We start from the raw sequence: 19,673 nt of genomic DNA, 5'->3' as shown, positions 1-19,673 counted from the left end.
TGGAGAGCCAGAAATGCCCAGCCCACTGCGCCCGGAACAACGCCGGTTCCCTCTGCATGTGCACATCAGCGTCATGTTTACGTTTCTATTGCTGCTTACCGGGGTGATCCTGGGACTGTTCAATTACCGACAGACCACGCAGATCATCTTGTCGAGCAGCGAAAAACTGTTCAACCGCATCGAACAGGATGTACGCGTCGACCTGCACGCCACCTATCAGCCGATTCGCCATCTGCTCAGCCTGCTGGCAGACAACCCGGCCACGCAAGCTTTGGCGCTGGAACAGCGGCTGCCTTTGCTCAGGCCATTCAGCCAGTCACTGACGGACAATCCGGATCTGGCCTCGCTGTATCTGGGTTATGCAAACGGTGATTTCTTCATGGTGCGACCGTTGCGCAATGGTGCTTTGAAAACCCTGCTCAAAGCACCGGAGGCCGCCGCGTTTCAGGTCTGGAGCATTGAGCACGGTGCCGATGGCCAGCCACGGTCGCAATCGCTGTTCTTTGATCAATCGCTCACGCCGATCAGCCGACAGGACAACCCCGAAGACCTTTATGACCCACGTACCCGCGCCTGGTTTACCAGCGCCCGACAGCAGGCCGAGCAAATCACCACCGAACCCTACGTATTTTTCTCCACCCACAATGTCGGCACCACCCTCGCCCGGCGCAGTGGCGAAAACGCCGTGATTGGCGCCGACCTGACGCTGGAAGCGCTCTCCGCGACCCTGACCAAACACGTGGTCACCCCGGCCACCGAAATCGCCTTGTTCGATGCTGACGGCAATGCAGTGGCCTACCCCGACAGCAGCCGACTGATCGTCGACGATCGCACCGCACGGCTGGCCAAGGTGACTGATCTCAGTCCGCAATTGCATGCGTTGCTGTCCGGCGCGCACAAAGGCAATCGCCTGAAATCCGAAGGTCGCCAATGGATCGTCGCCCGCAGCAGCATGCAGGAAGGTGGGCCACGAGGTTTGCAATTGGCCTCGCTGGTGCCAGAGGACGAGTTGCTGGTCGACGCCTATCGCATGCGCTGGCAAGGTGCGCTGATTACCCTCGCGACGTTATTGCTGTGCCTGCCGCTGGGCTGGTTGATCTCACGAATTCTGGTCAAACCCCTGCACGCGCTGGTCAAGGAGGCCGACGCAATTCGCAGTTTCGATTTCAATTTCCCCCTGACCCGGCGCTCGCCAGTGCTTGAAGTTGATCAATTGAGTGTGTCGATGGCGCGAATGAAAGACACGCTGGCGAGTTTCTTCCGCATCACCGACAGCCTTTGTGCCGAAACCCGATTCGCGCCGCTGTTACAGCGAGTGTTGTTCGAAACCGTGCAGATCGCCCAGGCTCAGGCAGGCCTGATCTACCTGCGCGAAAGCGACGGCAACCGCATGGAACCTTACGGGATGGTCATCGACGGCACCGCGCAAACCCTCGAAGATTTCGCTATTCAGGGCCACGACCTGCAGGCACATCAAGGTCCGGCATGGTTTCAGCAACTGGCACACGCCGACAACGTGGTGAGCAACTTAGGTTTCGAACAGGCCGGCGACCTGCAAAAAGTCTTGCTCGCGATGGCTTCGCCGCGCGTGCACCTGATCGGCATTCGCCTGCGCAACCGCCACAACGAAACCATCGGCCTGCTGATCTTGCTAGTGAACGACAGCGGCACGTCCGCCGACCTGGAAAAACTGCGACCGGATCGCATCGCCTTTCTCCAGGCCGTGTCCGGCGCCGCCGCGGTGAGCATCGAAAGCCAACGGTTGCAGGCCAAACAGAAACAACTGCTGGACGCCTTCATTCAATTGCTGGCCGGCGCCATCGATGCAAAAAGCCCCTACACCGGCGGCCATTGCCAGCGCGTGCCGGAACTGACCCTAATGCTCGCCCACGCAGCAGCCGCCAGCCATGCGCCAGCCTTCAAGGCCTATCAACCCAGCGAAGATGAATGGGAGGCGCTGCACATTGCCGCGTGGCTGCACGATTGCGGCAAGGTCACGACGCCTGAATACGTGGTCGATAAGGCCACCAAACTGGAGACCATCAACGACCGTATCCATGAGATTCGCACGCGCTTTGAGGTGCTCAAACGCGATGCCTGGATCAGCTACTGGCAAGCACTGGCCATGGGCGGAAACGAAGCACAGCTCAGCGTTTTGCGCGACACCACGTTGTTGGCACTCGATGAAGATTTCGCCTTCGTCGCCCGCTGTAATCTGGGCAGTGAGGCGATGGCCGAAGCGGATCTGCAACGACTGAATGACCTGGGCCAACGCACATGGATGCGCACACTCGACGATCGTTTGGGGGTGTCATGGGAAGAAAACCGTCGCCAGTCGCGAACCTCGGCGCCGACTCTGCCCGTGCGGGAAAAACTGCTGGCGGACAAGCCCGAACACTTGCTCGAACGCGCCGACAGCGAACTGATTCCGGAAGACAATCCGTGGGGTTTCAAACTCGACGTGCCGCGCTACAAATACAATCGTGGCGAGTTATATAACCTGAGCATCACCCGCGGCACGCTGACCCGCGAAGAGCGCTACATCATCAACCATCACATGGTGCAGACGATCCTGATGCTCAGCCACCTGCCCTTCCCCGGGCATCTGGACAGCGTCGCGGAAATCGCCGGCGGCCATCATGAAAAAATGGACGGCACCGGTTATCCGAAACGTCTGAAACGCGAAGAAATGAGCCTGCCGGCACGGATGATGGCGATTGCCGATATTTTCGAGGCGTTGACGGCGGCGGATCGGCCTTACAAAAAGGCCAAATCCTTGAGCGAGGCGCTGAATATCATGGCGACAATGAGCCACGAGTCGCACATTGATCCTGAGCTGTTCGGCCTGTTCATCAACGAAGGCGTGTATTTGCAGTACGCCACGCGCTTTCTTGATCCGCAGCAGATCGATGCGGTGGATCCCGCCAGCCTGCTGCGCAAGGCTGGCGTCAGCGCATGATCAGCAGTCGGTCAGGCGCAGAAAAATCGCCGCCAGTTGCTCGATGCCGGCCTGATCGTCAGCGCCAAAACGCGCCAGCTTCGGGCTGTCGAGGTCGAGCACGCCAATCAGGCGACCGTCCTTGACCAACGGCACGACCAGTTCACTGTTCGACGCGCTGTCGCAAGCGATATGGCCGGGAAACGCGTGAACGTCTTCGACTCGCTGCGTCTGCAAGGTTGCTGCCGCCGCGCCGCAGACACCGCGACCAAACGGAATGCGCACGCAAGCGATCTGCCCTTGAAACGGGCCGAGCACCAGCTCTTCGTTGCGGTTGAGGTAGAAACCCGCCCAGTTCAGGTCATCGAGCTGGTTAAACAGGAACGCCGAAAACTGCGCGGCGTTGGCGATGAAATCGCGTTCGTCCGCCAGCAGCGATTCCAGTTGCGCGGCCAACATGCCATAGCCTTCGAGACCCTGGCCGCTTTGTTGCAAATCAATCATGCCTTGTGCTCCAACAATTTCAGTCCCACCCAGTAGCGGGCGAATTGGTACGCGCAACGTCCGTTGCGATTGCCGCGGCCAGTGGCCCAACGCACGGCGAGGATGTCCAGCTCTTCGTCGCGCTGCCAGCTCAGATTGGCCTTGGCTGCCAACTGGCCGATCCAGTGTTCAACGACGTCGAGGAAGTGTTCTTGGGTGAATGGGTAGAACGACAGCCACAGGCCAAAGCGATCGGACAGAGCAATCTTGTCCTCCACCGCTTCGCTTGGGTGCAGCTCGCCGTCGACGCGTTTCCAGTTTTCGTTGTCGCTTTCCTTCTCCGGCACCAGGTGGCGACGGTTGGAGGTGGCGTACAGCAAGACGTTGTCCGGCGCCTGTTCCAGCGAGCCGTCCAGCACGCTTTTCAGCACGCGGTAATCTCCTTCGCCGGACTCGAACGACAAGTCATCACAGAACAACACAAAGCGCTGTGGCAGTTTGCCGATCTGCTCGACCACGCGCGGCAGGTCGGCCAGATGATCGCGTTCGATCTCGATCAAACGCAGGCCGGCTGCGGCGTGTTCCGCCAGCAGTGCGCGCACCAGCGACGATTTACCAGTGCCACGCGAGCCCCACAACAAGGCGTGGTTGGCCGGCATGCCGTCGAGAAATTGCTGGGTGTTGCGGCCCAGTTGATCGAGCTGACGGTCGACGCCGATCAGGTCGGACAGACGCATGTCGAGGCTGACTTCCAGCGGCAGCAAATAACCGCTGCGCCCGTCACGCTGCCAGCGCGCGGCCAGGCAAGTGTTCCAGTCGATCACCGGACGCGGTGCCGGCAACAACGGTTCGATCCGCGCCAGAACCGACTCGGCGCGTTCAAGAAAAGCATTCAATCGGGAATCCACGTCTTTTCCTCGGGCTCGTTCACAGTGATGATGGCGATCCAGCCACGACACACAGACTTAAAGTCCCGCACCCTGCCTTGTTACAAGGCGATTCGGGAACCTCGGTATCCATACATGATCGACTATGCTTGAGCAGCGAAGGGAAACGGAAGTGGTTCAACACCCCATGGATATCAAATTCACCCAACGGCTGTCGTACAAGCAAGCCAAGCTTACTGTGCTGGTCGGGTTCATTCTGGGCACGCTGCTCAGCCTGCTGCAAATCGGCATCGATTATGCCAGTGAAGACGCTTCCATCAACCGTGAAATCCTGTCTTTGCTGGAAATCAGCCACAATCCGGCGTCTCGCATCGCTTACAACATCGACGCCGAACTGGCCCAGGAACTCACCCTCGGCCTGCTGCGTTCGCCGGCCATCATTTCCGCACAACTGACCGATAACAACGATACGGTGCTGGCCAGCGTCAAACGTCCCGAACTGCAAAGCGGCTACCGGATGATCAGCGATGCCCTGTTCGGCGCCAAACGCCAGTTCGAAGACCGCCTCTACCTCGACCACCTGCCCACCGAATCGCTGGGGGTGCTAAGCCTTGAAGTCGACACTTACGCGTTCGGCAGCCGCTTTCTGCGCCGGGCGGAAATCACCTTGCTCAACGGTTTCGCCCGCAGCCTGATTCTTACCGGCATTCTGCTGGCGTTGTTCTACGTGATGCTGACCAAGCCACTGGTGCGGGTGATTCGCGAACTCAGCAGTCGCGATCCGCGCAGCGCAGAACCGACAACTCTGGAATGCCCCGCCGGGCATGCCAATGACGAAATTGGTGTACTGGTCAAAGTCGCCAATCAGCAATTCGAAAACATCGCCACGGAAATTCAGCAGCGCCGCAACGCGGAAAACCGCCTGACCGATTACCTCAGCCAACTGGAAACCATCGTTTCCTCGCGCACCGCTGAACTCAAGGCGATCAACACGCGGCTCAGCCAATCCAATCAGGAGCTCGAAGTCGCCCGCAGCACCGCGTTGGACATGGCCGAGGCACGCTCGGCGTTTCTCGCCAATATGAGCCATGAAATCCGCACGCCGCTCAACGGCTTGCTGGGGATGATCGCGCTATCGCTGGACGGCCCGCTGAACGCCGAACAGCAACAACAACTGGCGATCGCCCACGACTCGGGCAAAGTGCTGGTGGAATTGCTCAACGATATTCTCGATCTGTCGAAATTCGATGCCGGGCAACTGGAGCTCGAACACATTCCGTTCGACCTCGGTGCGCTGGTCGAGGACACTGCCAATCTGCTCTCACAGAATGCTGCGCCGAGCGTCGAGCTGACCTGCCTGATTGATCCGCACTTCCCCGCGCTGGTACTCGGCGACCCGACCCGGGTTCGGCAGATTGTCAGCAACCTGCTGTCGAACGCGCTGAAGTTCACCCGTTTCGGTCGCGTCGATGTGCGCTTGTCGGCCTATAAGGATGGCGTGCGCATCGAAGTCTGTGACACCGGGATCGGCATCGCGCAGGAAGCGCAGGTGAAAATCTTCCAGCCGTTTACTCAGGCTGGCGCTGGCATCACTCGGCAATATGGCGGCACCGGGCTGGGTCTGGCATTGACCTACAACCTGTGCGAAGCCATGCAGGGCCGTCTGACGATCAGTTCGGAGGCCGGTTTCGGCAGCCAGTTCTGTGCCGAATTGCCGTTGCCCAGCCATACCCGCGCGATCGCTCCGGCACCGCTGCACGGCAAAGTCCTCGCCATCACCGCTGGCAGCAGTGGCCTGGCGGAACTGCTGAAAAGTTTGCTGCCGGGCTGGGGTATCGAATACGACCAGTGCACGATTGATGATTCATTGCTGGGCCGCACGCCTGACGTATTGATCACCGATTGCCCGGAATGCCTGTTCGGCTTGCGCCCTACAATCAAGGCGCCGATTTTACTGGTCACCGCTTATGGCAGCTTTCTGCCCAGCGAAGAAGCCGCGGCGCTGGCCCCACTGCAGCAGCAGGCGCGACCGCTGGCTCGCAACGCGCTGTATCAGAATCTGCGCAGAACCTTGCAAGCGGACATCACCGACGTCGGTGACACACCTCTTGAGGCTGCACCCTCGCTTCGACGCGCTCGGGTTCTGTTGGTCGAGGACAACCCGGTCAATCAACTAGTGGCCAAAGGCATGCTCGGCAAGCTTGGTTGCGAAGTGGTGGTCGCGGCTCACGGTGCCGAGGCGTTGGATCAACTGGAATTCCATGATTTCGACATGGTGCTGATGGACTGCAACATGCCGGTGATGGACGGCTACGAAGCGAGTCGGCAGATTCGCCAGAGCGGGCGCTGGCCGCAATTGCCGATCGTCGCCCTGACCGCCAACGCCATGTCCGAAGAGCGAGAACGCTGCCGCGCGGCGGGCATGAGCGACTATCTGGCCAAACCGTTTCGCCGCGAAGAACTGGCAGCGCTGCTTGATCAATGGGTGCCGGTTACGCCAAAGCCTTGATCTGCCCGAGCAAGTGATCGAGGCCGTTGCGCAATTCGTTGAGCCGGTCGAGATCCACGCCGCTGTCGCACAACAATTTTGCTTTGAGCGGCCCGACCTGCTCGCGCAATGCTTGCCCGGCGGCGGTCAGGCTCAAATGCACCTCACGCTCATCGCGGGCCGAACGCTGGCGCTGCACCCATTGCATTTGCTCCAGACGCTTGAGCAACGGCGTCAGCGTCCCGGAATCCAGTGCCAGACGTTCGCCCAGCGCTTTCACCGTCGGTTGCTCCGGGGCGCTTTCCTGCCACTCCCACAACACCAGCATCACCAGATATTGCGGATAGGTCAGGCCGAGTTGATCGAGCATCGGCTTGTAGGCGCGAATCACTGCGCGGGATGCGGCGTACAGCTTGAAACACAACTGGTTGTCGAGCTGCATCGAATCGACGGACAGGCTGTTCATTTCAGCAGCGCTTCGATCTCGCCGTTCAGATCCTGTGGTTTGGTGGTCGGGGCGAAACGCTTGACCAGTTGACCATCCTTGCCGATCAGGAACTTGGTGAAATTCCACTTGATGCCCTGCGAACCCAGCAGGCCCGGTGCGCGTTTTTTCAACTGCACGAACAGCGGGTGCGCATCGGCACCGTTGACATCGATCTTCTTGAACAGCGGGAAACTCACGCCGAAATTCAGCTCGCAGAACTCACTGATCGCGCCTTCATTGCCCGGTTCCTGCTTGCCGAACTGATTGCACGGAAAGCCCAGCACCACCAGGCCCTGATCCTTGTAGGTCTGCCACAGTTCTTCGAGGCCTTTGTATTGCGGGGTGAAACCGCACTTGCTCGCCGTGTTGACCACCAGCACCGCTTTACCGGCGTAGTCGGCCAGGGTCTTTTGCTCACCCTTGATGGTGGTGCACGGGATATTCAGCAGGTTGTCGCTCATGGGTCGGGCTCCGCAGGAAGTGGCAAAGGGCAAACATAGCGAGCAATTAAATTGTGTGCAATTTAATTTATCGGATTACACCCCTGTAGGAGCTGCCGAAGGCTGCGATCTTTTGACGTTGTTTTTTAAAGTAAGATCAAAAGATCGCAGCCTTCGGCAGCTCCTACAGGGGTTTTATCGTGAAGTTACTCGCGTGGTTCGAGGTTCAGGCACACCGAATTGATGCAATAACGCAGACCGGTCGGCGGCGGGCCGTCCGGGAACACGTGGCCCAGGTGCGCGTCGCAGCGAGCGCATTTCACTTCCGTGCGAATCATGCCGTGAGTGGTGTCACGGATTTCGGTCATCGCGCTTTCGCCGATGGGCGCGTAGAAGCTCGGCCAGCCGCAGCCGGAGTCGAATTTGGTCTTGGAATCGAACAGTGGCTCATTGCAGCACACGCAATGATAAACACCGTCGGTTTTGGTCGCATTGTACTTGCCGGAGAACGGTCGTTCGGTCGCACTGAGACGGCAAACGTTGTACTGCTCGGGGTCGAGCATCTCACGCCATTCTTCCAGGGTTTTTTCCAACTTTTCCATCATCACACCTCAGCGGCTGAAAAAGCCCGATCTGTACCTTTTCCACGGATCGAGCGGCACGTATGATTGCGCCTCATTTGATGCCAGTCTGGCAGCCGCGTTACATGCACTCAAACGGATTTTTTGCAGCGTCACGTTCCGGCACCCGGTTGGCATGCAAATGCAGGAATCCCAGTACGGTAGTTCATACAGCGTCTGGATCGTTCATTTTCGGGATCACATCGCCATGCAGTTCAGCAAATCGAACAAGCTCGCCAACGTCTGCTACGACATTCGCGGCCCGGTGCTCAAGCACGCCAAACGTCTGGAAGAGGAAGGCCAGCGCATCCTCAAGCTGAATATCGGCAACCCGGCACCGTTTGGTTTCGAGGCGCCGGACGAAATTCTTCAGGATGTGATCCGCAACCTGCCGACCGCGCAAGGCTACAGCGACTCCAAAGGCCTGTTCAGCGCGCGCAAAGCGGTGATGCAGTACTACCAGCAGAAGCAGGTTGAAGGTGTCGGCATCGAAGACATCTACCTGGGCAACGGCGTGTCCGAGCTGATCGTGATGTCGCTGCAGGCGCTGCTCAACAACGGCGACGAAGTGCTGGTGCCGGCCCCGGACTATCCGCTGTGGACCGCGGCCGTGAGCCTGGCGGGTGGTAACGCCGTGCATTACCTGTGCGACGAAGGCGCCGACTGGTTCCCGGATCTGGCCGACATCAAGGCCAAGATTACCCCGAACACCAAAGCGATGGTGATCATCAACCCGAATAACCCGACCGGCGCGGTGTATTCCAAGGAAGTGTTGCTGGGCATGCTGGAAATCGCCCGCGCGCACAACCTGGTGGTGTTCTCCGACGAAATCTACGACAAGATTCTGTATGACGAAGCGGTGCACATCTGCACCGCTTCGCTGGCCCCGGATCTGCTGTGCCTGACCTTCAACGGTCTGTCGAAGTCCTACCGCGTGGCCGGGTTCCGCTCGGGCTGGATCGCCATCTCCGGGCCGAAACACAACGCGCAGAGCTACATCGAAGGCATCGACATGCTGGCCAACATGCGCCTGTGCGCCAACGTGCCGAGCCAGCACGCCATCCAGACCGCGCTGGGCGGCTATCAGAGCATCAACGATCTGGTGCTGCCGCAAGGGCGTCTGCTGGAACAACGCAACCGTACGTGGGAATTGCTCAACGACATTCCGGGCGTGAGTTGCGTCAAGCCGATGGGCGCGCTGTACGCGTTCCCGAAAATCGATCCGAAAGTCTGCCCGATCCATAACGACGAAAAATTCGTTCTCGATCTGCTGCTCTCCGAGAAGCTGCTGGTGGTGCAAGGCACGGCGTTCAACTGGCCGTGGCCGGATCACTTCCGTGTGGTCACCCTGCCGCGCGTCGATGATCTGGAAATGGCCATCGGCCGCATCGGCAACTTCCTCAAGTCCTACCGCCAGTAATAGGCCAGCAGTGCGCAACGCCCCGAACGTTGCGCACTGTCTGATTCGGCAACACTTCTGCGCCCCACCCTTTGCGTACGCCTTCTACACTTGCGACTCGTACCGATCACGTGCGTCTGACGTAGTCGCGACGGGTCGCGGCTGTTTGTCATCCCTGTCGGTTTACGTTGTGGGAAATGAACCTTGCACCGAAGAATTCACTGTAGGACACAGTTTGAAATAGTCACTCAGTTGAATAGCCCGCTGCAGCACCTTATATACCCCGCAGTACGCTACATCTTTAGCTTGAGGAGATTTCTACAACCATGATGCGCATCCTGCTGTTTTTGGCCACTAACCTGGCGGTCGTGCTGATAGCCAGCATCACCCTGAGCCTGTTCGGCTTCAACGGGTTCATGGCGGCCAACGGGGTTGATCTCAACCTTAGTCAGCTGCTGGTTTTCTGTGCGGTCTTTGGTTTTGCCGGTTCGCTGTTCTCGCTGTTCATCTCCAAGTGGATGGCGAAGATGAGCACCAGCACCCAGATCATCAGCCAGCCACGCACCCGGCATGAGCAATGGCTGCTGCAAACCGTCGAGCAATTGTCCCGCGAAGCCGGGATCAAGATGCCCGAAGTCGGTATTTTCCCGGCCTACGAGGCGAACGCCTTCGCCACCGGCTGGAACAAGAACGACGCGCTGGTCGCGGTCAGTCAGGGCCTGCTCGAGCGTTTTTCGCCCGACGAAGTAAAAGCCGTGCTGGCTCACGAAATCGGCCACGTGGCCAACGGTGACATGGTCACGCTGGCGCTGATCCAGGGCGTGGTGAACACCTTCGTGATGTTCTTTGCACGGATCATCGGTAACTTCGTCGACAAAGTGATCTTTAAAAACGAAGAAGGCCAAGGCATCGCCTACTACGTGGCGACCATCTTCGCCGAACTGGTGCTGGGCATTCTGGCCAGCTCGATCGTCATGTGGTTCTCGCGTAAACGCGAATTCCGTGCTGACGAAGCCGGTGCACGTCTGGCCGGTACCAGCGCAATGATCGGTGCCCTGCAGCGTCTGCGCGCCGAACAGGGCCTGCCAGTGCATATGCCGGACACCCTGAATGCCTTCGGCATCAACGGTGGCATCAAGCAGGGCTTCGCGCGCATGTTCATGAGCCACCCGCCGCTGGAAGAGCGTATCGACGCCCTGCGCCGTCGCGGTTAAACCCGGCGCAGCAAGCCAGTCGCAGTAACAAACAAAAAGGCCCGTATCTCACGATACGGGCCTTTTTTTGTCCGGGTTTTGCGATCAGCCAGCGATGGCGCGATCCACCGAGAGTTTGCCGGCGCCTTCGATCAGTACTGCGAGGCTGCCACCGAGCAGGGCCAGGGCAAATTCGTAACCGTTGTTGGCCATGAACAAACCGTTGCTGATGTGTACGGTGAAGATCGCCACCAGCGACAGGAAGGTCAAACCCAGCGCCGCCGGACGAACCAGCAAACCAATGATCAACGCCAGACCGGCGAAGAACTCGGTACCGCCCGCCAGTGTCGCCATCAGGTAGCCCGGGTGCAGACCGATGCTGTCCATGTATTGCGCGGTGCCGGACAAGCCATAACCACCGAACAGTCCAAACAGCTTTTGCGAACCGTGAGCCGCGAAGATCACACCGACAGCGATGCGCAGGATGGTCAGACCGTAACCGGCGCTGGTGAACAGAACTTTGTTGATCATTGAGCTCATGAAAGCGTTCCTTGTTTTGCGAGAAGTGTGTGTTGGTTGGCCGCTATATTAATCAGTTAATTTCATGATAAAAGCGCAATTATTCCGCCATAACAATCAAATTATTAGATCATTTCCGTGAGGCTACTTTTTGTCCTCCGGGCTCCAACGACTCCCGCTCCCGGTCGAACGCCAAGTAATACTTGTTCACGCTATTAACATAGCTGACCGGCCCCATTCCCACCTGCTCCATGGCAATGCGCTCGACCTGGAAGAACCACTGATTGGGGTTCAAGCCACGCCGCCGCGCTTCGGCGCGCATGCCTTGCACCCGCTCCGGGCCGATGTTGTAAGCCGCGAGCGTGAAGGCCATGCGCTCGCGCTCGTTGAGCTTGGGACTGTTGAAGAACTTGCGCCGGATCATCGCGAGGTATTTGGCCCCGGCCTGCACGTTCGCATCGAGATTCTGGATGTTGTCGACACCTACGCGTTGCGCCGCGGACGGGGTGATCTGCATCAGCCCGGTTGGGCCACTGCCGCTGCGCGCATTGGGTTGCAGCGCGGACTCCTTGAACGCCAGCGCCGCCAGGTTCAGCCAATCCATTTTTTGCGCGTCAGCGTGTTTTTGCAGGGTCGGGCGCAGTTTTTCCAGACGCTGGCGGTCAGCCTTCGCCAACGGATAGTGAACTTGATAGAGGCGACGGTAGATGCGCAGAAACGCCGCATCTTCGTTGGACGGCTTTTTGTAGCCGGTCAGGAAGCGATCAATGCTCGCCCGCAGCATCGAGGCGTCGCGGCGGACGAACCAGTACTCTTCGCCTGGCTCGCTGATCATCAACTGCCGATCAAAACGCAATTTCGGCAGGATCTTGCCCCAACGCTCGGCGATGGGTTGCTCGACGATGGTCAGGTGGAAAATCCCGCCCTGCACCATTTCCAGCACATCTTCGACCGCCAGTGTCGGGTCGACCCATTCGATCTTGATCGGCGCCAGTTTGTGCAGCGCCAGTTTCTGATTCAGCTGGCTGACGGCCTCCCCCGCTGCGCTGCCGGTCGGCAAGGCGAGGGTTTTGCCGGAGAGCTGTTCAACCTTGGTGTAGCGTCGCTCGCCCTTGATGCCGACCAGGATCAGCGGGACGTTGCTGGCGATCGGTTCACTGCTGGCGACCGCGTGACCCGGTTGCAGGTCGAGCAATTCTCCCGGCGCCACCAAATCACCTTCGCCACGCTGTAAGGCGCCGAGCAATTGATCCTTGGATTTGGGAATGATCTTGAGGGTGATTTCCTGACCGTCACGGGCGTGACCGTTGAGGTATTGCTCGAAGGCGCGCAGGCGATGGTATTCGACGCCGATGGCCTGCCCCTGGACTTCGCCGGAGCTGTTGCGGCTCTGATTGACCAGCACCCGCAACACGCGACTGCTGCGGATCTCCGAGAGATCGCGCACCTTGGCGGCCGGCACGGCTTGCAGCGGCCCGGGCAGGCGCGCAACCGCCGTCATCGGCAGCAGCAGCGATCCACACAACAGCAACAAAACCGAGGGACGAACCATCCACTCTCCGGAAAGAATACGGGGCAATTTCACCGCTGAACGGTCGAAATCACCGACGAAAACAGAGCGCCTGGAGCGCTGGCAAGGTGCGAGAGACTGGCACAGCGTTGGCATTGCTGCCAATCAGACGGGTCTCGCGGCATCAAAAGACAGCTTTAACTCGTTGTAGTTCTTGGCTTTTCTTATGAATCTACAGCTCTGGTATGCTTTCCGGCCTTCGGCCCGAGGTAGCAACCATGCAACTCATCGATATCGGCGTCAACCTGACCAACCCAAGTTTCGCCGACAAACACCAGGCCGTACTCGACCGCGCCTACGCCGCCGGGGTCTGCCAACTGGTGCTGACCGGCACCAGCGTCGAGGGTAGCGAACAGGCGCTGGAACTGTGTCAGCAACTGGATGAGAACGGTCAACGGCTGTTCGCCACCGCCGGCATTCACCCGCATTCGGCCAGTGACTGGAGCGCTGACAGCGCGGGGCGTTTGCGCAGTTTGCTGAAGGAATCGAACGTGGTCGCGGTGGGTGAATGCGGGCTGGATTTCAATCGCGATTTTTCCCCGCGTCCGCAGCAAGAGAAAGTCCTTGAAGAGCATCTGGCGCTGGCCGTTGAGCTGCAGTTGCCGGTGTTTTTGCACGAGCGCGATGCCAGTCAGCGACTACTGGAGATACTGAAAGGCTTCCGCGATCAGTTGCCTGCTGCGGTGGTGCATTGCTTTACCGGTGAGCAAAAAGCGCTGTTCAGTTATCTCGACATGGATCTGCACATCGGCATTACCGGCTGGATCTGCGACGAGCGTCGGGGCACGCATCTGCATCCGCTGGTAAAAGAAATCAAACGCGGACGGCTGATGCTGGAAAGCGATGCGCCTTATTTGTTGCCGCGTACGTTGCGACCGAAACCGAAGAACGGGCGTAATGAGCCGGCGTATCTGACGGAGGTGTTGCGCGAGGTTGCTCTGCATCGCGGGGAAACCGAGGAAGACCTGGCTGCGCACACCACCGCGTGCGCCCGCGCGTTCTTCAATCTCCCAACGTTGGTGTAAGCCGCAAAAGATCGCAGCCTTCGGCAGCTCCTACAGGGTGTACACCTCCCCAATGTAGGAGCTGCCGCAGGCTGCGATCTTTTAATCTTTTGACCCACATCAAATCCAGATTCCTCAGTAGCGGCACAATACTGGCACTTTGCCAATGCTGTTTCCGCTATCAGAGAAGACCTCCATGGGTGCCTGGCTTAGCAATATCTCGCTGAAATACAAATTCTGGGGGGTCAACGCGGTCGCCTTCGTCACCACTTTGTTGTTGGTGTTGTACGCCGTACACCTCGAACAACAGGCGCGCAGTCATGCGTCAAAGGCCTCCGCGCAGGCTCAGGCGCAGTTGCTCAAGGCCTGGCCGGTCGGGCAAGCGCTGCCCAAAGCCGATCAAGTACTGACCTTCAAACGCGGTGAAGCGCCGCGCCTCAACGATCAACCGTTATTGGAAATCGCCGACAGCAACGGCTGGATCGAGATCAACCCGATGCCATTGTTCGGCAAAAACCCGTTGATGGGCGCCGAGGTGTTCAGCCGTGCCGACGGTCAACGCGTCGCCGTGATCGCTCATGGCCCGAGCCTGGCGCAGGTATTCGATGAGCGTTTTGCCAACTTCGCCGTGGCCGTATTGATCCTGATGCTGGCCATGCTCGGCGCCTCACAACTGTTGATCCGCTTCCTGCTCAGCCAGCTCAACACCCTGAAAGACGTGATGCTGCACGTCGAGAAAAGCGGCGACCTCTCGGCCCGCGTGCCATTGGCCTGCACAGATGAAGTCGGGCAGATGGCCAGTGCGTTCAACGCAATGCAGGCGGGTTATCAGCGTGTGGTCACCACTGTCGCCAACACCGCGAGGCAATTGGATGTCGGCGCGGCGCGGCTGGCGGCGAGCATGGACGAAGTGCGTCACGGCATGCTCGGGCAGCAGAGTGAAACCGATCAAGCGGCCACGGCGATCAATGAAATGACCGCCACGGTCTATCACATCGCCCAGCACGCGGGCGCCACCCGCGATTTGTCGCAGACCGCTGACGGTCTGGCCGGCAGTGGTCAGCAAGTGGTGGCGCGGGTGCAGCATTCGATCGCCGGTCTGTCCAGCGGCGTGCAGCAGACTGCCGAGATGATTCAACGCTTGGCTGAGGACAGTCAGAAGATCAACGGTGTGGTCAGCGTGATTCACAGCATCGCCGAACAGACTAATCTGCTTGCTCTCAATGCTGCCATCGAGGCCGCGCGTGCGGGGGAAATGGGCCGTGGTTTTGCGGTGGTCGCCGATGAAGTGCGCCACCTCGCGAAACGTGTGCAGGCTTCGACTGATGAGATCACCACGATGGTTTCGGCGCTGCAGGCCGGCACGCGCGATGCGGTGGATTTCATGCAGGAGAGTTCGTACAAGGCCGACGACTGTGTGCAGCAGGCGCAGGAAGCTGGCGCGGCGCTGGCCGAGATCACCGGCGCGGTGGCGCAGATGCGCGAGAGCAATACGCAGATTGCCGTGGCTGCTGAGCAGCAGAGTCAGGTTGCCGAGGAGATGAATCGGGCGGTGGTGAGCATTCGCGATGTGACCGAGAACACCGTGCAGCAGACGGTGGATTCGGCGACGACCAGTAATGAGTTGGCGATGTTGGCTGGGGAATTGAGCAAGGCGATTGGGCAGTTGAAACTCTGAGGATCAAAAGATCGCAGCCTTCGGCAGCTCCTACAGGTGTACACCTTTCAATGTAGGAGCTGCCGAAGGCTGCGATCTTTTTTGTCCATCATGCCTATGAAGCCAATAGCCAACCTCGATTCGCCGCCCTCGCCGCCCCGGCCTATTCTTCATCCATACAATCAACATGGATCGAGGAGTAGCCACATCATGGGCAAACGTCACCCCAACCTTCCCGCGTGGCAATGGCGCGCGTACCCGGGCAATCATCAGCACCCGACCAATCTGGTGTTGCACCTGATTGCCGTGCCGCTGTTCATCGTGGCGTTTTTGTTGATCGTCTCTGGCGTGTTCAGCCTGAGTCTGGCCAGTGTCGCCATCGGTGTGATTGGCATCGTCGCGGCGCTGGGCTTGCAGCGCCACGGTCACCGCTTGGAGGCGCAAGCCTCCGAGCCATTCAGTGATCGCAAAGACGCGATTTCACGTTTGCTGGTCGAGCAGTTTCTGACTTTTCCACGGTTCTTTCTCAGCGGCGGCTGGTGGCGCGCCTGGCGGGAGCGTCACCGTCGGCATTGAGTCAGGCGAAGATCGTGACGGTCTGCCGACTCATGGCAATCAACTCGCCCTCCGCGCTCCACAGCTTGGCGGCGGCATGCCCGTAGCCGTCGGCGGCGTACTCGGTTTCCACGCGGTACTTGCACCAGTCCAGCGTGCTCAATTCACGTAACGGCTGGACGAATTCGATGGTCCAGGTCAGCGTGCTGCCCATGGCCGGTTTCTTCAGATGCGGCAGCAGCGACGGCGGCCACGCATCCACCAGCGCAAGAATGTGCGCCTCGGTCACTGGCTCTTCTTTTACGTCACCTCGTAAACGCACCCAACCGCCCATGTCCCGCGAAGAATTACCGGTAAACGGCAAACCGCCAATCGTCCAGCGCATCGCCAGGTGGCGCATGAATTCCGGCAACACACCTTTTATGTACGGCAGTTCCTGACATTCGTCCCAGTGCTTCATGTCCGGCGCAGGCTCAGCGGCAATCGCCACTTGCGAAGGACGCGAGGCGCCAAAACTGCCTTGCACCAGCGTGACCACCTGACCGTTCTGCATCGCCCGGCCCAGCACCTGGCTGACGGCTTTGCCTTCACGCAGCACATCCACTTCAAAACTCACCGGGACTTCCGGCTCGACCGGGCCGACGAAGGTGATCGCCAGCGAACGCACCGGGCGATCCGCCGGCACCTTGGCGCGCATGGCTTCGTATTGCAGCGCGGCGACGAGGCCACCAAAACTGGCGCGGCCCTGAGCCCATTCGGCGGGGATCGACAGTTCCGGCTGGCGGCGCACCGCATCGAGCAGATCACAAAAGCGCATGGCAACCTCAGAAAACGAAAATGAATGCAGGGATCTTAACCACAGCCGGAGAGCACCGCAGCGTCTATTCCGGTCAAATGCGCTGACAGATCAGACACCTCCGCCCCTGTAGGAGCAGAGCTTGCTCGCGAAGACGGACTATCAGGCGACATCTTCATCGACTGATACACCGCTTTCGCGAGCAAGCTCTGCTCCTACAAGGGATGTGGGTGTTCAGGATTTGAAGCAGGTGCTGCTGAGTTTTTCGAGCACACGATCGGCCTTGGCCTCGGCTTGGATCAAACCTGCCTGCCAGGTGGCGACACACGGTTGCAGATCGGTTTCCAGTTCGGCTTTCGCCAGCCACTGCCAGCAATCGTGCCAATCGCCCAGAGCCCCTTGCGCAGACTTCAAGCGTGGCAGCGCCGCTTCCGGCAGGCGATCCAGTTCTGGATACGCCTCGATGCCGTAACGCACACGCTTGATCAACAGACGCAGACGATGGCGATCATGCGCCGGATCATGCAGCGCCTGATCGAGATTCTTCCATTGTTTGCCGAGGCGTTTTTCGATGCGTTTAGCCAGACCTTTGAGCAAGCCCTGACGCTGAGACGCACGAATAAACCGTGGGAAAGCGTCGAGAATCATCAGCAGCGAGGCCACCTCGGCACTCGCCGCCAGTGCCGGATACGCCTCCGCCATCTGCGCCATGCGCCGTTGCGCCGCCTCGGGTTGATCGTGTTCGAGCAAGTAAGCCGCGAGCACTTCGCGATCGCGCCACGGCGTGGTCAATTGACCGACCGCCGAGGCTGCGTCTTCCAGTTGCTCAACCCCGGGCAAGCCACGCAATGGCCGCAACAGACTGCGCAAGCGGCGCACCGTAGTGCGCAGATCGTGCAGCGCTTCAGGATCAGTACGCGCCGTCAGCCGCGCCTGGCAACTGAGCAATCGCACTTCAATGCTCAGGATATGAGCCACCAACCGATCAACCAACGCAGACATCACTTGCTCCTTCAGAACGTCTTGGGGAGGAGTCTGGCGCTTCGTCAGCGCAGCATCCTTGCTTCAGGTCAGCCGCTTAACGGCCGGCGCGGGATTCGCGAATGTAGAAACGCGCCTTCTCGGCCTTGCTCGCACAACCTTCGAAACCTTCGAATTGCTGCTGGGTTTTGGCCGCCGTCAGCAACGACAGCGCTTTGGAATAACTGACGGTGCCGGCAAAGCCTTCGGCCTTGGCCAGATCCAGCTCATGCCACGCCGTGTCGAGCTGGCTGCCGCAACTGTCGCGGTACGCAGTCTTGCCGGCGCAACCGGCCAATGCCAGGGCGATCAAGGGCACACAGATCCAGGCTTTCATCACTTACACCTCAAAAATAGGTCAACAGTCGTGCAGGTAAGACGGTTCGGCGGCGAAAAAGTGCCTTGTGCGGCCGTGATTCTGCGGTGGCGAAAAGGATAGCCCCGCGCGGCCATGAAGTATCGAAAAAACGACGCGACTGCGCCGTTGAGCGACCTCGGCGATTGAGCCGGTTGCCCGATGGGTGCATTGTGCAAACTTGTCGGGAGGAAGCTGGATGAAAAAGCGTGTCGCGCTGGTACTGGGCTCCGGTGGCGCCCGGGGCTATGCCCATATCGGAGTCATTGAAGAAATCGAAAAACGCGGTTACGAAATCGCCTGCATTGCCGGTTGTTCGATGGGCGCGGTGGTTGGCGGTATCTACGCCGCCGGCAAACTCGATGAATACCGCAACTGGATCGAAAGCCTCGACTATCTCGACGTGCTGCGCCTGGTCGATGTCAGCTTCCGCCTCGGCGCAATTCGCGGTGAAAAAGTTTTCGGGCAGATCCGCAAAATCGTCGGCGAGATCAATATCGAAGACCTGCGCATCCCCTACACCGCCGTCGCCGCCGACCTCACCAATCAACAGGAAATCTGGTTTCAGGAAGGCTGTCTGCACCAGGCCATGCGCGCTTCGGCGGCGATTCCCAGCCTGTTCACGCCCGTGATGCAAGGCAATCGCATGCTGGTCGATGGCGGCATTCTCAACCCGCTGCCGATCGTGCCGGTGGTGTCCAGCCACTGTGATTTGATCATCGCGGTCAATCTCAACTCGACCAACCAGCGGCATTACAAACTGCCGGTGATCCAGCGTCCGCCGGCGTTTCGCTCACGTTTCGACAGTCTGATCAGTTCGTTGGGCTCGAAGATGCCGTTTCGCCGCACCCAGGCAGAACAGTTGTTGAAGCTGGAACAGGAAGCGTTGCGTGCGGAAGCGGCGGATATCAATCCGTGGCTGGAAGGCGCCGACCCCGACAATCAGCAACCGGCCGCCGCGCCTGAGCGTGAAGGCGCGCCGAAATCCGCCACTGGCTCCTTCATTATCGATAACGTCGGACCGGCCTCGTTGCTGGACCTGATCAACCAGAGTTTCGAGGTCATGCAGACATCGCTGGCGCAGTACAAGATTGCCGGGTATCCACCGGATATTTTGATCAACGTGCCGAAGCGGGTTTGCCGGTTTTTCGAGTTTTACAAAGCGCCGGAATTGATCGCGCTGGGGCGGGAGATTGCGCGGGATACGATGGATCGGTATGAGAGTGAGCAACAGCAGTAAAGATCAAAAGATCGCAGCCTTC

Annotated in this window: 18 protein-coding genes; 8 read left to right on the top strand and 10 right to left on the bottom strand. The window is 59.3% G+C overall.

Annotated features, from left to right (window positions below):
* The first annotated feature begins 13 nt into the window (after positions 1–13).
* Positions 14–2,959, top strand: a complete 2,946-nt coding sequence (locus tag GVL50_RS02070) for an HD domain-containing phosphohydrolase (RefSeq protein ID WP_159811572.1) — start codon at positions 14–16, stop codon at positions 2,957–2,959.
* Here the strand turns inward: GVL50_RS02070 and GVL50_RS02065 are convergent, their stop codons facing one another.
* Positions 2,960–3,442, bottom strand: a complete 483-nt coding sequence (locus tag GVL50_RS02065) for a GAF domain-containing protein (RefSeq protein WP_159811571.1) — start codon at positions 3,440–3,442, stop codon at positions 2,960–2,962.
* Positions 3,439–4,329 carry an ATP-binding protein gene (locus tag GVL50_RS02060; RefSeq protein ID WP_159811570.1) on the bottom strand — a complete coding sequence of 297 codons (891 nt, stop codon included), beginning with the start codon at positions 4,327–4,329 and terminating at the stop codon, positions 3,439–3,441. Before GVL50_RS02060 ends, GVL50_RS02065 begins: the two co-directional genes overlap by 4 nt.
* Before the next feature lie 166 nt (positions 4,330–4,495).
* On the opposite strand from GVL50_RS02060, the gene GVL50_RS02055 reads away from it, so the two are divergent.
* The gene (locus GVL50_RS02055; RefSeq protein WP_159811569.1) at positions 4,496–6,817 is read left to right on the top strand and encodes a response regulator; all 2,322 of its coding nucleotides are present in this window, start codon (positions 4,496–4,498) and stop codon (positions 6,815–6,817) included.
* On the opposite strand, the gene GVL50_RS02050 is transcribed toward GVL50_RS02055, so the two are convergent.
* The 3 genes from GVL50_RS02050 to msrB all read right to left on the bottom strand — a co-directional run bounded on the left by GVL50_RS02050 (position 6,801) and on the right by msrB (position 8,325).
* On the bottom strand, positions 6,801–7,262 hold the full coding sequence (locus tag GVL50_RS02050; protein ID WP_053122367.1) for a MarR family winged helix-turn-helix transcriptional regulator: 462 nt from the start codon (positions 7,260–7,262) through the stop codon (positions 6,801–6,803). The genes GVL50_RS02055 and GVL50_RS02050 overlap by 17 nt on opposite strands.
* Positions 7,259–7,744, bottom strand: coding sequence for a glutathione peroxidase (locus GVL50_RS02045; protein ID WP_053122369.1), 486 nt, complete (start codon positions 7,742–7,744; stop codon positions 7,259–7,261). Before GVL50_RS02045 ends, GVL50_RS02050 begins: the two co-directional genes overlap by 4 nt.
* A gap of 185 nt (positions 7,745–7,929) precedes the next feature.
* On the bottom strand, positions 7,930–8,325 hold the full coding sequence (gene msrB / locus GVL50_RS02040; protein WP_053122371.1) for a peptide-methionine (R)-S-oxide reductase MsrB: 396 nt from the start codon (positions 8,323–8,325) through the stop codon (positions 7,930–7,932).
* A 226-nt stretch (positions 8,326–8,551) separates the two neighbouring features.
* Between msrB and GVL50_RS02035 the strand changes: the two genes are divergently transcribed.
* Entirely contained in the window at positions 8,552–9,763 is a 1,212-nt protein-coding gene (locus tag GVL50_RS02035) for a pyridoxal phosphate-dependent aminotransferase (RefSeq protein ID WP_159811568.1), read from the top strand.
* Positions 9,764–10,068: 305 nt separating this feature from the next.
* Positions 10,069–10,956 carry a protease HtpX gene (htpX, locus tag GVL50_RS02030; RefSeq protein WP_053122372.1) on the top strand — a complete coding sequence of 296 codons (888 nt, stop codon included), beginning with the start codon at positions 10,069–10,071 and terminating at the stop codon, positions 10,954–10,956.
* An 84-nt stretch (positions 10,957–11,040) separates the two neighbouring features.
* Here htpX and GVL50_RS02025 read toward each other — a convergent pair whose 3' ends face one another.
* Together GVL50_RS02025 and GVL50_RS02020 are read right to left on the bottom strand one after the other, a co-directional pair.
* A complete protein-coding gene (locus GVL50_RS02025) occupies positions 11,041–11,475 on the bottom strand; it encodes a DoxX family protein (protein ID WP_159811567.1) in 435 nt (144 codons plus the stop codon).
* A 109-nt stretch (positions 11,476–11,584) separates the two neighbouring features.
* The gene (locus GVL50_RS02020) at positions 11,585–13,006 is read right to left on the bottom strand and encodes a transglycosylase SLT domain-containing protein (RefSeq protein WP_053122376.1); all 1,422 of its coding nucleotides are present in this window, start codon (positions 13,004–13,006) and stop codon (positions 11,585–11,587) included.
* A 236-nt stretch (positions 13,007–13,242) separates the two neighbouring features.
* On the opposite strand from GVL50_RS02020, the gene GVL50_RS02015 reads away from it, so the two are divergent.
* The 3 genes from GVL50_RS02015 (at position 13,243) to GVL50_RS02005 (ending at position 16,261) form a co-directional block, all read left to right on the top strand.
* Positions 13,243–14,049, top strand: coding sequence for a TatD family hydrolase (locus GVL50_RS02015; protein ID WP_159811566.1), 807 nt, complete (start codon positions 13,243–13,245; stop codon positions 14,047–14,049).
* A gap of 175 nt (positions 14,050–14,224) precedes the next feature.
* Positions 14,225–15,706, top strand: coding sequence for a methyl-accepting chemotaxis protein (locus tag GVL50_RS02010; protein WP_159811565.1), 1,482 nt, complete (start codon positions 14,225–14,227; stop codon positions 15,704–15,706).
* Positions 15,707–15,895: 189 nt separating this feature from the next.
* On the top strand, positions 15,896–16,261 hold the full coding sequence (locus GVL50_RS02005) for an Mpo1-like protein (RefSeq protein WP_053122382.1): 366 nt from the start codon (positions 15,896–15,898) through the stop codon (positions 16,259–16,261).
* Position 16,262: 1 nt separating this feature from the next.
* On the opposite strand, the gene GVL50_RS02000 is transcribed toward GVL50_RS02005, so the two are convergent.
* The 3 genes from GVL50_RS02000 to GVL50_RS01990 all read right to left on the bottom strand — a co-directional run bounded on the left by GVL50_RS02000 (position 16,263) and on the right by GVL50_RS01990 (position 18,393).
* Entirely contained in the window at positions 16,263–17,057 is a 795-nt protein-coding gene (locus GVL50_RS02000) for an acyl-CoA thioesterase II (protein WP_159811564.1), read from the bottom strand.
* A gap of 213 nt (positions 17,058–17,270) precedes the next feature.
* Positions 17,271–18,038, bottom strand: coding sequence for a CHAD domain-containing protein (locus tag GVL50_RS01995; RefSeq protein ID WP_159811563.1), 768 nt, complete (start codon positions 18,036–18,038; stop codon positions 17,271–17,273).
* A 76-nt stretch (positions 18,039–18,114) separates the two neighbouring features.
* Positions 18,115–18,393: a hypothetical protein gene (locus GVL50_RS01990; protein WP_053122404.1), complete on the bottom strand. Its 279-nt coding sequence runs from the start codon at positions 18,391–18,393 to the stop codon at positions 18,115–18,117.
* 217 nt (positions 18,394–18,610) lie between these two features.
* Between GVL50_RS01990 and GVL50_RS01985 the strand changes: the two genes are divergently transcribed.
* Positions 18,611–19,651, top strand: coding sequence for a patatin-like phospholipase family protein (locus GVL50_RS01985; protein WP_159811562.1), 1,041 nt, complete (start codon positions 18,611–18,613; stop codon positions 19,649–19,651).
* The last annotated feature ends 22 nt before the right edge of the window (positions 19,652–19,673 follow it).

The sequence above is a fragment of the Pseudomonas sp. 18058 genome, assembly GCF_902706155.1.
In the GTDB taxonomy this organism is placed as follows: Bacteria; Pseudomonadota; Gammaproteobacteria; order Pseudomonadales; family Pseudomonadaceae; genus Aquipseudomonas; species Aquipseudomonas rustica.
The sequence above is the reverse complement of the archived record's forward strand: the minus strand, read 5'-3'. Positions and strand labels throughout refer to the sequence as shown.

Excerpts from the sequence above, each read along its gene's own strand:
- GVL50_RS02000 (WP_159811564.1), bottom strand. The coding sequence starts at position 17,057 with ATGCGCTTTTGTGATCTGCTCGATGCGGTGCGCCGCCAGCCGGAACTG.
- GVL50_RS01995 (WP_159811563.1), bottom strand. The coding sequence starts at position 18,038 with ATGTCTGCGTTGGTTGATCGGTTGGTGGCTCATATCCTGAGCATTGAA.
- GVL50_RS02010 (WP_159811565.1), top strand. The coding sequence starts at position 14,225 with ATGGGTGCCTGGCTTAGCAATATCTCGCTGAAATACAAATTCTGGGGG.
- GVL50_RS02050 (WP_053122367.1), bottom strand. The coding sequence starts at position 7,262 with ATGAACAGCCTGTCCGTCGATTCGATGCAGCTCGACAACCAGTTGTGT.
- GVL50_RS02055 (WP_159811569.1), top strand. The coding sequence starts at position 4,496 with ATGGATATCAAATTCACCCAACGGCTGTCGTACAAGCAAGCCAAGCTT.
- GVL50_RS01990 (WP_053122404.1), bottom strand. The coding sequence starts at position 18,393 with ATGAAAGCCTGGATCTGTGTGCCCTTGATCGCCCTGGCATTGGCCGGT.
- GVL50_RS02005 (WP_053122382.1), top strand. The coding sequence starts at position 15,896 with ATGGGCAAACGTCACCCCAACCTTCCCGCGTGGCAATGGCGCGCGTAC.
- GVL50_RS02035 (WP_159811568.1), top strand. The coding sequence starts at position 8,552 with ATGCAGTTCAGCAAATCGAACAAGCTCGCCAACGTCTGCTACGACATT.
- GVL50_RS02015 (WP_159811566.1), top strand. The coding sequence starts at position 13,243 with ATGCAACTCATCGATATCGGCGTCAACCTGACCAACCCAAGTTTCGCC.
- GVL50_RS02065 (WP_159811571.1), bottom strand. The coding sequence starts at position 3,442 with ATGATTGATTTGCAACAAAGCGGCCAGGGTCTCGAAGGCTATGGCATG.
- GVL50_RS02045 (WP_053122369.1), bottom strand. The coding sequence starts at position 7,744 with ATGAGCGACAACCTGCTGAATATCCCGTGCACCACCATCAAGGGTGAG.
- GVL50_RS02020 (WP_053122376.1), bottom strand. The coding sequence starts at position 13,006 with ATGGTTCGTCCCTCGGTTTTGTTGCTGTTGTGTGGATCGCTGCTGCTG.
- GVL50_RS02025 (WP_159811567.1), bottom strand. The coding sequence starts at position 11,475 with ATGAGCTCAATGATCAACAAAGTTCTGTTCACCAGCGCCGGTTACGGT.
- GVL50_RS01985 (WP_159811562.1), top strand. The coding sequence starts at position 18,611 with ATGAAAAAGCGTGTCGCGCTGGTACTGGGCTCCGGTGGCGCCCGGGGC.
- msrB (WP_053122371.1), bottom strand. The coding sequence starts at position 8,325 with ATGGAAAAGTTGGAAAAAACCCTGGAAGAATGGCGTGAGATGCTCGAC.
- GVL50_RS02070 (WP_159811572.1), top strand. The coding sequence starts at position 14 with ATGCCCAGCCCACTGCGCCCGGAACAACGCCGGTTCCCTCTGCATGTG.
- htpX (WP_053122372.1), top strand. The coding sequence starts at position 10,069 with ATGATGCGCATCCTGCTGTTTTTGGCCACTAACCTGGCGGTCGTGCTG.